We start from the raw sequence: 11,619 nt of genomic DNA, 5'->3' as shown, positions 1-11,619 counted from the left end.
GGCATGGCGTGCGGCGAGCGATGGAAGGAAGGACGGACCGCGGCGATCCTGCGGTATACGGGACGGGCGGCGCTGCCGCCGCCCATCCTGGCGCGCCAACGGTAGCCTGCTGTCGGTATCGGCCGCGTCGCGGTGCAGCTTGAGCGCCGGCTAGGCGGTCAGCGCGCGCGCGGCGTTGAAGGCCGCATCGAACAGCCGCTGCACCGGCGCCCCCATCTCGCCGACCAGCACCGCCAGCAGCGCCAGGCCCAGCACGACCGCCACCGGCAGGCCGAGCTGGATCGGGTTCAGCGACGGCGCCGCCTTGGCCAGCGCGCCGAAGGCCAGGTTCACCGCCATCATCGCCACCATCACCGGCAGCGCCAGGGTCACCGCCCCGCGCATGATGCTCATGAAGAAGTTCGGTGCCACCGAGGCCATGGCCTGCGCATCGGGCAGCGCGGTGCCGATCGGCAGCGCCTTGTAGCTGTCCACCAGCAGCGACACCACCGCCAGATGCCCGTTGGCGGTGAAGAACATCATGCCGAAGGCCAGGTAGAACCACTGGCCGATCACCGGCGAGTTGACCCCGCGCAGCGGATCGGCCATCTGCGCGAAGCCCAGACCGGTGCTCTGCGAGACCAGTTCCCCGGCCATCGCCCCGGCCTCGAAGATCATCCGCAGCATGAAGCCCATGCTGGCCCCCACCGCCAGCTCCCGCGCCACGCTGAGCACCACGGCGGCATTGAACCCATCCCAGTCCGGCACCGGCGGCAGGATCGGCGCCAGCGCAATCGCCAGCGTCCCGGCCAGGATCACCCGCACCCGCCCCGGCACCGCCTTGCTCCCCACCATCGGCATCACCGTCAACATCGCCCCGATCCGCAGCATCGTCCACAGCACCGCTCCGATCATCGCGAACGCCCGCGACCCATCGACGACCATTTGCGTGGCGGCATCCATCAGCTCGAGATCCCAGCAACCGCAACAAAAGAACGCCCCGCGGCGCCAGCTCGAAGCCAACACTCGGTTACCAACGGCAGTCCGGCCAGCGCCCGACTAACCATGGACACCGCACGACCGGTATCGACGCCAAAACCAAAGCCGCGATAGCCGCAGCTGCCGCTTTTGCGGTTGCGGTTGCCGTCGTTGTTGCTGTTGCTGTTGTTTTGCTCTTGATCCACCGGGGCCCCTCCGCAGCGGCGGAGCTGGCGGGCAAAACCCCCCGCAGGGGGGCGGCGCACAGGGATGTGCGCCGTTTTCGGCCGGGGCAGGATGCCCCGTCCGAAAATCCCGTCAGCGGAGCGGACCCGCGCAGCGGGCGCTGCGGCGGGGTGTGCTTTCTTTTGGTCACTTTTCTTTGCACAAGCAAAGAAAAGTGACTCGCCGCCAGGCGAAAGCTTTTGCTTTTCAAACGGCTCGCCGTAATGCGAAAGCTGTTGCTGATCCTGTCCAACAACGAAGGACATCAAAACGCTGGAAAGCGCAGCGGCAGACGCAGCCATCCCCGCTACCCAATCAAATGCGGAATACGCTGAAACAGCATCGTCGTGTACTCCACCAGATGCGCCAGCAACATACTCCCCGTCGCAAACAACATCGCCGTCAACGCCACCACCTTCGCGATGAACGCAATGGTCGGCTCATTGAGCTGCGTCGCCGCCTGGAACACACCGATCACCACACCCACCGCCAACATCGCCAACAACAACGGCCCCGCCACCCACAACACCGTGATCAACCCGCCACGCAACTCCGTCAGCGCCAGTTCCGGACTCATGGCCTCAGACCCCGTTGAAACTGGCGGCCAGCGTGCCGACCGTCAGCACCCAGCCATCGACCAGCACGAACAGCAGAATCTTGAACGGCGCCGAGATCAGCATCGGCGACATCATCATCATGCCCATCGACATCAGCACACTGGCCACCACCAGATCGATGATCACGAACGGGATGAAGATCAGAAAGCCGATCTCGAACGCCGTCTTCAGCTCGCTGGTGACGAACGAGGCCACCAGCACCTGGAACGGCACCGCATCCGGGCCGCTGTAGGTGCCGTTGCCGGCCATGCCGGCGAAGGTCATCAGGTCGGTCTCGCGCACCTGCGCCAGCATGAACGCGCGCAGCGGCTGCGTGGTCAGCGTCCACGCCGTCTGGAAATCGATCTGGCCGTTGAGATACGGGCTCATGCCCTGGCCCCAGGCCTTTTCCCAGACCGGCATCATCACCAGCGCGGTCAGGAACAGCGCCAGGCCCATCAGCACCTGGTTGGACGGCGTCTGCCCGGTGCCCAGCGCCTGCCGCAGCAGGCCGAGCACGATGGTGATGCGGGTGAAGGCGGTCAGCACCAGCAGCAGCGACGGCAGCAGGGTGATGGCCGTCATCAGCAGCAGCGTCTGCAGCGGCAGGCTCACCGGCTGCGCGCCGATCTTGCCGACGTTGACCTCCGGCAGCGAGGGCAGGGTGGGCGCGGCGTTCTGCGGATTCTGCGCGGTCGGCGTGGCGGCGGGCGCCTGCGCGGCCTGCGCCCAGGCAAAGGCGGGCAGCAGGCTCAGCGTCAGCAGGATCAGCAGCAGGCGCAGCCGGCGGGCGTTGCGGTTCCAGAAAAACGGCATGGTCATTTGTCCTTGCGCAGCTTCTGCGCCAGAAGCTGGGCGAAATCGGGAAGCTGCTTGAACTGCTTGATCGAGGGCAGGGTCGGCGCGGGCGCCTGCGGCAGCGGCTCGGGCAGCTGATGCAAGGTGCGTACCCCGCCGGGCGAGACGCCGAGCAGCAGCTGTTCGCCGTTGACCTCGACCACCACCACCCGCTCCTTGGCGCCGACCGCCAGGCTGGCGACCACGCGCAGGCCTTGCGCCGGGCGGAAGCCGCTGCCGGGCAGGCGCTTGAGCACCCAGGCCATGGCCAGGATCAGGCCCAGCACCAGCAGCAGCGCGAATACCGCGCCGAGCAGGCTGGGCGCCGACGGCGCCGCGTTGCCGACGCCCGAGCCGTGCTTGGCGGTCTGCGTGGCGACGGCGAGCAGCAGGCTCACCGCAGTCTCCGGATGCGCTCGCTGGGGCTGACCACGTCGGTCAGGCGCACGCCGAAGCGGTCGTTGATGGTCACCACCTCGCCGTGCGCGATCAGGGTGCCGTTGACGTAGACGTCCAGCGGTTCGCCGGCGCCGCGCTCCAGTTCCACCACCGAGCCCTGGTTGAGCTGCAGCAGGTTGCGGATCGGAATGCGGCTGCGGCCGACTTCCAGCGACAGCGTCACCGGCACGTCCAGGATCACGTCCAGGTTCAGGTCGTTGGATTCGGCCATGGCGTCCGGCTGCAGGCTGTCGAACTGGGCCGGCGCCGGCTGGGTGGGATCGGTCTGGGTCATGGCAGGTCTTCCTGGGGAGCGGGGCGGCGGCGCAGCGCGCCGGGGGGATGGGTGGCGGTGATCTTCACCGCGTTCTGGCCGTGCGAGATGCCGAACTCGCCGGTGAACACCGGAATGTTCTCCACGCACAGCGGCACCTGCTTGGGCAGGTCGATCGGCAGCACGTCGCCGATCTTCAGCCGGGTCAGCTCGCGCAGGCTCATCTGCTTCTGCGCCAGCACGCTGGAAATGGTGACCTCCGAGCCGAACAGCTGCTCGCGCAGCATGATGTTCCAGCTCTCGTCGCGGTCCACGCGGTCGCTCTGGATGCCGGCGTCGAGCAGTTCGCGGATCGGCTCCAGCATCGAGTACGGCAGGGTCACGTGGATCTCGCCGCCGCCGCCTTCCAGCTCCACGTGGAAGCGGCTGACCACCACGTACTCGCGCGGGGTGACGATGTTGGCGAAGTGCGGGTTGACCTCGGAATTGAGGTACTCGAACTCCACCTCCATCACCGGCGCCCAGGCTTCGGCCAGGTCGGCGAAGGTCTGCTTGAGCATCAGCTGGATCACCCGCATCTCGGTCGGGGTGAACTCGCGGCCTTCGATGCGGGTGGGGTAGCGGCCGTCGCCGCCGAAGAAGTTGTCGACCACGGTGAACACCAGGGTCGGCTCGAACACGATCAGGCCGGTGCCGCGCAGCGGCTTGAACTTGATCAGGTTCAGGTTGCTCGGCACGTACAGCGAGTGCATGTAGTCGTTGAACTTGATCAGGTCGATGCCGCGCACCGACAGGTCGGCCGAGCGCCGGATCAGGTTGAACAGGCCGATCCGCCACAGGCGCGCGAAGCGCTCGTTGACCATCTCCAGGGTCGGCATGCGCCCACGGATGATCCGGTCCTGGCTGGAGAAGTCGTAGTTGCGCGCCTCGCCCGGCTCGGCCGGCGCCGGCTCGGTGTCCACCACGCCCGCGTCGACGCCGTGCAGCAGGGCATCGATCTCGTCTTGGGAGAGCAGGTCGGTCATCGCGGCAGCGCCTTTACTGGGTGACGAAGCTGGTGAACAGGAGTTCTTCCACGCACTTCTTGCCGGTCTCGGCGGTCATCAGCTTCTGCGCGTCGGCCAGCGCCGCGGCCTGCAGCTTCTTGCGCCCATCGATGTTGGCGATGTCCTGCGCCTGCACCTGCGAGAACAGCATCAGCAGGTGCGCACGGATCGCCGGGGCGTTCTCGGTGATCAGCTTCAGTTCTTCCGGGTCGCGGGTCATCAGCTGCACTTCCAGCTGCAGGTAATGCGGGCCGTCTTCCGCGCCGCCGTTGAGATTGACCACGAACGCCGGGTCCATCGCGAAGTACTGCGCCGGCTTGGGGATCTCGGCGGTCTTTTCCTCGGCCTTGGCGTGGCCGCCTTCGGGCTTTTTCAGGAAGAAGAACGCGCCGGCACCGCCGCCGCCGAGCACCAGCACCGCCGCGACGACGATGATCAGCAGCTTCTTCTTCGACTTGCCGCCTTCCGGGGCGTCCTTGGCGTCTTTCTTGGATTTGTCGGCGGCTGACACTGAGCGGGCTCCTGAAGGGGGTCTGCCCCTGAGGATGCAATCGCCGTGCCGAAACCGGGCGCCTGGCGCGCCGGGTGTTTGACGGCGCCGCCGCGCGCCATGCCGGCGCGGGCCGAGACCGTTGTGGGAGAGGGGATCGGACCCAGCCGCGGGGCCTCAACCCCGACGGATTCTTCCGACGAACGTCGAGGCCGAGACCCGTCCCACTCCCTCGATCGCCGTGAAGGGGCGGCGGCGCGCCCCCGGATCGTCAGGCGTAGGCGTCGAGCAGACCGCGCTGGCGCAACACCACTGCCGGAATCCCGACGCTGCCGGACAGGTCGTCGGCGAGCTCGCCGCCGCTGCGGCCGCCGCCCTGCGGCGTGCCCTGCGCATTGGCCTGCTGTTGCTGCGGCTGCTGCTGGCCGACGTCGGCCTGGCCGAGCTGGAAGCCGTGCTGGCCGAGCATGTCGCGCAGGCGCGGCAGGCTGTTCTCGAGGGCCTGGCGCACGTCGGCCTGGTTGCTGCTGAAGCTGGCGTTGACCTGGTCGCCGGTCATGTGCAGGCGCACTTCGACCGGGCCGAGCTCCGCCGGATTGAGCTTGATGTGGGCATGGCCGATCTTCTGGTCGGCCAGCCAGCTGATGCGCGCGCCCAGTTCCTCGTCGAACTGGTTGCCGTGCAGGTTCGGGGTCGGCGTGGGCGAGCCGGTGAACGGCTGCGGATCGGCCAGCCGCGCCGTGGCATGCAGCGGGGCCGCCGCCGCGGTCGGCACGATCGCGCTGGGATCGGCGGCGGGCGCGGCGTCGCCGCTCTCGCCACTCTTGCCGCCGGCCGCGGCGGCGATGGCGGCCAGCGCCGCCAACGGCGCCGCGGTGTCGGCGCCGCCGGCCTTGTCGGCCGACCCGGCCTGCCCCAACAGCATCGCGCCGAAGCCGCCGGCCGCAGAGGCGGGCGCGCTGCCGGCCGTCGCGGCAGTGCCGACGGTGGCGGCAGTCGGATCGGTGGCGCCGGCCGCGGTCTGGGCCGCGGCGTCGCCGCCGAGCAGGGCGCCCACGCCGTTGGCCACGGCGCCGGCGACGCCGACCGCCAGCCCGGCCGCCGCGCCCAGCGGGGTCGCGGTGGCCGCCGGCAGCACCGCCGCGCCGATCGCCGGCAGCAGGCCCAGGCCGATGCCGGCCAGCCCGGCCGGCGGCCAGGCGCTGTCGTCGGGCTTGGCGTCCTCGTGCTTGTCCTCGGTCTTGGCCTTGCCCTTGTCGCTGCCCGAGGCCTTGGTCTCGGTGCTGCTCTTCTCGGCGTCCTGGGCGACCTTGTCGCCGGCCTGCGCGGTGCGCGCGGGGTCGCTGGCGGTGTCGTCCGCGGCGGCCGGACGCTTGTCCGCCTGGTCCTTGCCGGCGTTCTGCGCCGGCTTGGGCGTCTCGCGGGCGGCGGGCTTGGGCGCGGTGGTACGCGCCGAGCCGCCGCCGCCGAGCAGCTTGGCGAAGTCCTTGCCGCCGGCGCGGTCAGCGCCCTGCGTGTCGTTGCCGCCGCCGATCTGGCTGGCGCGGCCGCTGCCGCCCAGCGCGGAAAGCGCGTTGTTCATCGTCCGTCTCCGTCATCGTGTTCGTCGGCGGTGGCCGCCAGGCGCGCGCGGCGCGCGCCCAGGTCGTCCATCTCGCGCTGGCTGCGGCGGTCGTCGACCTTGCGTTCCTGCGCGCGGTAGCTGGCCGCGAGCTGTTCCAGCACCTGCTTGTCGCGGCTGGCCAGCAGCAGCCGGCTGCGCTCCATCTCCACCTTCTCGCGGTTGCGGTCCACGGTCTGGCACTGCTGCTGCACCGCGCTCTCCAGCCGGTCCAGGAAGGCGCGGCGGTTGGCCAGCTGCGCCAGGCTGGTCGCCGCCATCTGGCTGTTGGCGTACTCCTCGGCGTAGCGGCGCAATTCCTCCAGCCGCGACTCGTGGGTGGCCAGGGTGCGCTGGCGCTCGGCGAGATCGCGGGCGACCTCGTCTTCGTGCTGCTGGGCGCGGCGGAGCAGGGGATCGAGACGTTGCGATTGCATCATGGCTTAGTTCTCGCGGTCGACCAGGCGCTTGAGGGCGGCCTGGCTGTGGGGCAGATCTGCGGCTTTGGCGACGTCCTGTCCGAGGAATTCCATGATCTCCGGCCAGCGCTCCAGCGCTTCGTCCACGGCCGGATCGTTGCCGCGCTGGTAGGCGCCGATGGTGATCAGGTCGCGGTTGGCCGAGTACGCCGACACCAGCCGCTTCAGCGAGCGGATGCGCAGGCGCCACGGCTCGTCGGCGATGTCCTGGACCACGCGGCTGACCGAGGACTCGACGTCGATGGCCGGGTACAGGCCGCTGTCGGCGACGCGCCGCGACAGCAGGATGTGGCCGTCGAGGATGGCGCGCGCGGCATCGGCGATCGGGTCCTGCGGATCGTCGCCTTCGGTGAGCACGGTGTAGAAGGCGGTGATCGAGCCGCGGCCCTTGGCGCCGTTGCCGGCGCGTTCGACCAGCGCCGGCAGCTTGGCGAACACCGACGGCGGATAGCCGCGGGTGGTCGGCGGCTCGCCCACCGACAGGCCGATCTCGCGCTGGGCCTGGGCGAAGCGGGTCAGCGAATCCATCAGCAGCAGCACGTTCAGGCCCTGGTCGCGGAACCACTCGGCGATGGCGGTGGCGCGGTAGGCGCCGTGCAGGCGCGCCAGCGGCGGGCGGTCGGCCGGGGCGGCGACCACCACGGCGCGGCGCAGGCCTTCCTCGCCCAGGGTGGTCTCGACGAAATCGCGCACTTCGCGGCCGCGTTCGCCGATCAGCCCGACCACGATCACGTCGGCGGCGGTGTAGCGGGTCATCATGCCCAGCAGGGTGGACTTGCCGACGCCGGAGCCGGCGAACAGGCCCACGCGCTGGCCGCGGCCGATCGGCAGCAGCGCGTTGATCGCGCGCACGCCCACGTCCAGCGGGGTGGTGATCGGTTCGCGCGCCAGCGGGTTGATCGACACGCCGGCCATGCCCACCGAGCCCTCGGCGCGGATCGGGCCCTTGCCGTCCAGCGGCACGCCGTCCGAGTCGATCACCCGGCCGAGCAGGCCTTCGCCCACTTCCACGCCGCCGCGGCGGTGCAGCGGCACCACCCGCGCGTTGGGCAGCAGGCCGTGGGTTTCGGCGCTGGGCATCAGCGAGGTGCGGTCGCCGGAGAAGCCGACCACTTCCGCGTCGACCCAGCCGCCGTCGACCTCGACCTTGCAGGTGGCGCCCATCGGCGCCTCGCAGCCGACCGCTTCCAGGGTCAGGCCGACCGCGCGGCGCAGGATGCCTTCGCGGATCAGGCCGCGGCCGGCGGCCGCGTCCAGGTCGAGCTTGCCGAGGCGGCCGGCCAGGCGCAGGTTGCGCGCATCCAGCCAGTCGGCGGGGTGGGTGCCGGACAGCGCGCTCACAGGCCCGCTCCGGACTTGCGCATCACCGTTTCCAGCGCCGCGCGCAGGCGCGCCTCGAGGGTGCCGTCGATGCGCACCGATTCGGCGTGCACGCGCAGGTCGCCGCGGCTCAGGCTCAGGTCCGGCACCAGCCGGATGCCCTGATCCATCAGCGTCAGCAGCGGGGTCAGCGCGGCGATGTCGTCCGGGTGCAGGCGCACCTCGACGTCGCGGCGCGCGCCGCCGACCGCGTCCAGCGCCTCGGCGACCAGTTCCGACAGCAGCACCGGGTCGGCCTGGTAGGCGCGGCCGACCAGGCTGCCGGCGATGCGCACGGCCAGCTCGCCGAGCGCGCCGACCACCTCGTTCTCCAGCCGCGCCAGCGGCCGCGAGAAGTTGTCCAGGATGCCGTCGATCTGCGCGGTGAGGCGGCGGATCTCGGCCTGTCCCTGGGCCAGGCCCTCGGCGTGGCCGCGCTCGAAGCCTTCGTGCTGGGCCGCGGCCTCGATCGCCTGGATCTCCTCCAGGCTCGGCGGGCGCAGCACCGGCTCGTCCGGCAGCGCGTCTTCGTAGGGCAGCGCCGCCAGCGCGGGCGGGGCATCGAGTTCCGGCGCCAGCCAGCGCACCACGTTGCCGTTCATACCATGGCCTCCGCACCGCTACCGCCCAGGCTGATCACGCCTTCGTCGGCCAGGCGCCGCACGATCGCCAGGATCTCCTTCTGCGCGGCCTCCACGTCGGCCAGGCGCACCGGGCCGCGCGCTTCCATGTCTTCCAGCAGGATTTCGGCGGCGCGCTGGGACATGTTCTTGGTGATCTTGTCGCGCACCTTGATGTCGGCGCCGCGCAGGGCCAGGCCGAGACGGTCGCCGCTGACTTCGCGCAGCATGGTCTGCAGGCCGCGGTCGTCCAGCTCCACCAGGTTGTCGAACACGAACATCAGGTCCTGGATGCGGCTGCCGAGGTCGGCGTCGATCTTGCTGATCGCCGTCAGCACGCCCTGGTCCGAGCCGCCGTCCAGGAAGTTGAGGATGTTGGCCGCGACCTTGACCCCGCCCACGTTGGACGACTTCAGGTTCTGGTTGCCGGAGAACTGCCGCTCCATGATCTCGTTGAGCTCGTTGAGCGCGTGCGGCGGGATGCCGTCGAGCGTGGCGATGCGCATCAGCACGTCGGCGCGGGTGCGCTCGGGCAGCAGCTTCAGCGCTTCGGCGGCCTGGTCGCTGTCCAGGTGCGCCATCACGATGGCGATGATCTGCGGATGCTCGTTGCGCACCAGGTCGGCGATGGAGCGCGGGTCCATCCACTTCAGCGTGTCCAGGCCGGTGGTGTTGCGGCCCAGCAGGATGCGGTCGATCAGGCTGCCGGCCTTGTCGGCGCCCAGCGCCTGCACCAGCACATTGCGGATGTAGTCGTCGGCGCCCACGCCCAGCGAGGTCTTGCTGCCCAGCTCGGCGTTGAACTCCTCCATGACCTTCTCGACCTGGTCGCGCGAGATGCCGCTCAGCGTCGCCATGGCGATGCCGATCTTCTGCACCTCCTTGGGGTCCATGTGCTTGAGCACCTCGGCCGCGTCGGCCTCGCCGAGCGACAGCAGCAGCACGGCGGCGCGCTGGGTGCCATTCATTGCGTTCGCATCAGGCTTCACTGGCGACCCATCCCTTCACGACCTGCGCCACGCGCTTGGAATCCTGTTTGACCGCTTCGCGGGCCTGGCGCAACCGTTCCTCGTAGGCGTCGGGCAGGGCGATGGCGGGGTTGCCGCCAGTGCCGCCGCTGAGGCTGGCGGTGTCCTCGCCCAGCGACGGCAGCAGCGGGTTGTCGTCGTCGAGCATCGACAGCTTGGCGTCGCGCGGCTCGTTGCCGTCGCGGTCGTGGCCCACCGCCGCGGCCGGTGCGGGACCGGCGATCTGGCGCAGCGCCGGGCGCAGCACGCCGAACAGCAGCGCCAGCACCACCGCCGCACCCAGCACCAGGCGCGCGACGTTCATCACCCGCGGATCTTCCCACCAACCGGGCTTGTCGGCCGCTTCCGGGGCCTGGCGGACGAACGGGGCGTTCATCACCGAGACGGTGTCGCCGCGCTCGGCGTTGAAGCCCACCGCCTGCTTGACCAGGCCTTCGATGCGGGTCAGCTCGGCGGCGCTGAGCGCCTGTTCGGTCATCTTGCCCTTGGCGCCCGGCCGCATCACGTGGTCCACCAGCACCGCCACCGACACGCGCTTGATGCGCCCGGCCGGCTGCCGGGTGTGCTGCAGGGTGCGGTCCAGCTCGTAGTTGCGGGTGGCGCTCTTGGAGCTTTCGGTCGGGGTCGCGGCGGCCGCCTGCTGGGTGCCGGTGCCGGCGACGGGCGGGGCACCGGTGGCGCCCGGCTGACCCGGCGCGCTGCCCGGCGAGTTGCTGGTCGCGCCGGGCGCGCCCTGCGGACCGCTGGTGCTGGTGCTGCTGTCGCTGACCTGCTCGCTGCGCAGCTTCGGCGGGTCGCCGTTGTACAGCTCGCGCGCTTCCTCGACCACCGAGAAGTCCATGTCCACGTTCACTTCCGGGTTGACCCGGCCCGGGCCGGTCATCGGCTCCAGCAGTTCGCGGATGCGCTGGTTGTAGGCGCTTTCCTGGCGGCGCACCTGGTCGAACTGGGCGGCGTTGAGCGCGGCATCGCTGTTCGGGTCGGCGATGGTCAGCATGCGCCCGCTCTGGTCGACCACGGTGACGCGGTCCGGCGCCAGGTCGGGGATGCTGGAGGCGACCATGTTGACGATCGCATCGACCTGGTTGCGTTCCAGGGTGGTGCCGCCGCGCAGTTCCAGCACCACCGAGGCGCTGGCGGCCTCGCGCTGGCGGGTGAACGCGCTCGGCTTGGGGATGGCCAGGTGCACGCGCGCCTCGCGCACCGGGCGCAGGCTGGCGATGGTGCGCGCCAGCTCGGTTTCCAGGGCGTGCTGGTAGCGGGCGTTCTCTACGAACTGGCTGACCCCGAAGCCGGGATCCTTCTCCATCACCTCGAAGCCCATGTTGCCGTTGTCGGTCAGGCCGGAGCCGGCCAGCTTCAGCCGCGCGTCGTACAGCTTGTCCTCCGGCACGGTGATCGCGCCGGTGGCCTGGTCGAGCTTGAACGGGATCTGCGCGGTGCGCAGCAGGTCGGTGGCCTCGGCCGTGCCCTTCTCGTCCAGGCCGGTGTACAGGGGGGTGTAGGCCGGCTTCTGCGACCAGAAGAACACGAACAGGCCGGCGGCCACGGCCACCGCGATCATCGCCATCAGGCCGATGCGACGGGTGAGCTGCAGGCTCTGCAGGCGGTCGAACCAGGCCCCGGCCTTTTCGCTGTTGAATGTGTCTTTGCTGATCGCAAGCGCCATC

14 protein-coding genes are annotated in these 11,619 nt (G+C 70.2%); all 14 read right to left on the bottom strand.

The genetic code is table 11. The features are described from left to right. Window positions 1-150: 150 nt before the first annotated feature. Window positions 151-942: a flagellar biosynthetic protein FliR gene (fliR, locus tag AC1PMG_RS11330; RefSeq protein WP_017909008.1), complete on the bottom strand. Its 792-nt coding sequence runs from the start codon at window positions 940-942 to the stop codon at window positions 151-153. Beyond that, window positions 942-1,448 carry a hypothetical protein gene (locus tag AC1PMG_RS11325; protein ID WP_481108950.1) on the bottom strand — a complete coding sequence of 169 codons (507 nt, stop codon included), beginning with the start codon at window positions 1,446-1,448 and terminating at the stop codon, window positions 942-944. Before AC1PMG_RS11325 ends, fliR begins: the two co-directional genes overlap by 1 nt. 41 nt (window positions 1,449-1,489) lie before the next feature. Beyond that, on the bottom strand, window positions 1,490-1,759 hold the full coding sequence (locus AC1PMG_RS11320; RefSeq protein ID WP_010343869.1) for a flagellar biosynthetic protein FliQ: 270 nt from the start codon (window positions 1,757-1,759) through the stop codon (window positions 1,490-1,492). A gap of 4 nt (window positions 1,760-1,763) precedes the next feature. Beyond that, the gene (gene fliP / locus AC1PMG_RS11315) at window positions 1,764-2,594 is read right to left on the bottom strand and encodes a flagellar type III secretion system pore protein FliP (protein ID WP_026144375.1); all 831 of its coding nucleotides are present in this window, start codon (window positions 2,592-2,594) and stop codon (window positions 1,764-1,766) included. 2 nt (window positions 2,595-2,596) lie between these two features. Continuing rightward, entirely contained in the window at window positions 2,597-3,013 is a 417-nt protein-coding gene (gene fliO / locus AC1PMG_RS11310; protein WP_048489845.1) for a flagellar biosynthetic protein FliO, read from the bottom strand. Next, window positions 3,010-3,348, bottom strand: coding sequence for a flagellar motor switch protein FliN (gene fliN / locus AC1PMG_RS11305; protein ID WP_010343865.1), 339 nt, complete (start codon window positions 3,346-3,348; stop codon window positions 3,010-3,012). Before fliN ends, fliO begins: the two co-directional genes overlap by 4 nt. Next, window positions 3,345-4,352 carry a flagellar motor switch protein FliM gene (gene fliM, locus AC1PMG_RS11300; protein ID WP_017911180.1) on the bottom strand — a complete coding sequence of 336 codons (1,008 nt, stop codon included), beginning with the start codon at window positions 4,350-4,352 and terminating at the stop codon, window positions 3,345-3,347. The genes fliN and fliM overlap by 4 nt, the downstream gene beginning before the upstream one ends. A 13-nt stretch (window positions 4,353-4,365) precedes the next feature. Next, entirely contained in the window at window positions 4,366-4,884 is a 519-nt protein-coding gene (locus AC1PMG_RS11295; RefSeq protein ID WP_017909004.1) for a flagellar basal body-associated FliL family protein, read from the bottom strand. Between the two features lie 250 nt (window positions 4,885-5,134). After that, the gene (locus tag AC1PMG_RS11290) at window positions 5,135-6,445 is read right to left on the bottom strand and encodes a flagellar hook-length control protein FliK (protein WP_481108949.1); all 1,311 of its coding nucleotides are present in this window, start codon (window positions 6,443-6,445) and stop codon (window positions 5,135-5,137) included. Beyond that, complete coding sequence (fliJ, locus tag AC1PMG_RS11285) at window positions 6,442-6,903, bottom strand: flagellar export protein FliJ (protein WP_342072692.1); 462 nt, start codon at window positions 6,901-6,903, stop codon at window positions 6,442-6,444. The genes AC1PMG_RS11290 and fliJ overlap by 4 nt, the downstream gene beginning before the upstream one ends. Window positions 6,904-6,906: 3 nt before the next feature. Beyond that, complete coding sequence (locus AC1PMG_RS11280; protein WP_209249413.1) at window positions 6,907-8,283, bottom strand: FliI/YscN family ATPase; 1,377 nt, start codon at window positions 8,281-8,283, stop codon at window positions 6,907-6,909. After that, window positions 8,280-8,903 (bottom strand): FliH/SctL family protein, encoded by a 624-nt coding sequence (locus AC1PMG_RS11275; RefSeq protein ID WP_295924820.1) that lies wholly within the window; start codon window positions 8,901-8,903, stop codon window positions 8,280-8,282. The genes AC1PMG_RS11280 and AC1PMG_RS11275 overlap by 4 nt, the downstream gene beginning before the upstream one ends. Then, window positions 8,900-9,889 (bottom strand): flagellar motor switch protein FliG, encoded by a 990-nt coding sequence (gene fliG / locus AC1PMG_RS11270; protein WP_209029226.1) that lies wholly within the window; start codon window positions 9,887-9,889, stop codon window positions 8,900-8,902. The genes AC1PMG_RS11275 and fliG overlap by 4 nt, the downstream gene beginning before the upstream one ends. A 10-nt stretch (window positions 9,890-9,899) precedes the next feature. Then, window positions 9,900-11,618 (bottom strand): flagellar basal-body MS-ring/collar protein FliF, encoded by a 1,719-nt coding sequence (gene fliF, locus AC1PMG_RS11265; RefSeq protein ID WP_481108948.1) that lies wholly within the window; start codon window positions 11,616-11,618, stop codon window positions 9,900-9,902. Between the last annotated feature and the right edge of the window lies 1 nt (window position 11,619).

The organism is Xanthomonas sp. NCPPB 2250, from assembly GCF_056725265.1.
The sequence above is the reverse complement of the archived record's forward strand: the minus strand, read 5'-3'. Positions and strand labels throughout refer to the sequence as shown.

Excerpts from the sequence above, each read along its gene's own strand:
- fliR (WP_017909008.1), bottom strand. The coding sequence starts at position 942 with ATGGATGCCGCCACGCAAATGGTCGTCGATGGGTCGCGGGCGTTCGCG.
- AC1PMG_RS11325 (WP_481108950.1), bottom strand. The coding sequence starts at position 1,448 with ATGTCCTTCGTTGTTGGACAGGATCAGCAACAGCTTTCGCATTACGGC.
- AC1PMG_RS11320 (WP_010343869.1), bottom strand. The coding sequence starts at position 1,759 with ATGAGTCCGGAACTGGCGCTGACGGAGTTGCGTGGCGGGTTGATCACG.
- fliP (WP_026144375.1), bottom strand. The coding sequence starts at position 2,594 with ATGCCGTTTTTCTGGAACCGCAACGCCCGCCGGCTGCGCCTGCTGCTG.
- fliN (WP_010343865.1), bottom strand. The coding sequence starts at position 3,348 with ATGACCCAGACCGATCCCACCCAGCCGGCGCCGGCCCAGTTCGACAGC.
- fliM (WP_017911180.1), bottom strand. The coding sequence starts at position 4,352 with ATGACCGACCTGCTCTCCCAAGACGAGATCGATGCCCTGCTGCACGGC.
- AC1PMG_RS11290 (WP_481108949.1), bottom strand. The coding sequence starts at position 6,445 with ATGAACAACGCGCTTTCCGCGCTGGGCGGCAGCGGCCGCGCCAGCCAG.
- fliJ (WP_342072692.1), bottom strand. The coding sequence starts at position 6,903 with ATGATGCAATCGCAACGTCTCGATCCCCTGCTCCGCCGCGCCCAGCAG.
- AC1PMG_RS11275 (WP_295924820.1), bottom strand. The coding sequence starts at position 8,903 with ATGAACGGCAACGTGGTGCGCTGGCTGGCGCCGGAACTCGATGCCCCG.
- fliG (WP_209029226.1), bottom strand. The coding sequence starts at position 9,889 with ATGAATGGCACCCAGCGCGCCGCCGTGCTGCTGCTGTCGCTCGGCGAG.
- fliF (WP_481108948.1), bottom strand. The coding sequence starts at position 11,618 with ATGGCGCTTGCGATCAGCAAAGACACATTCAACAGCGAAAAGGCCGGG.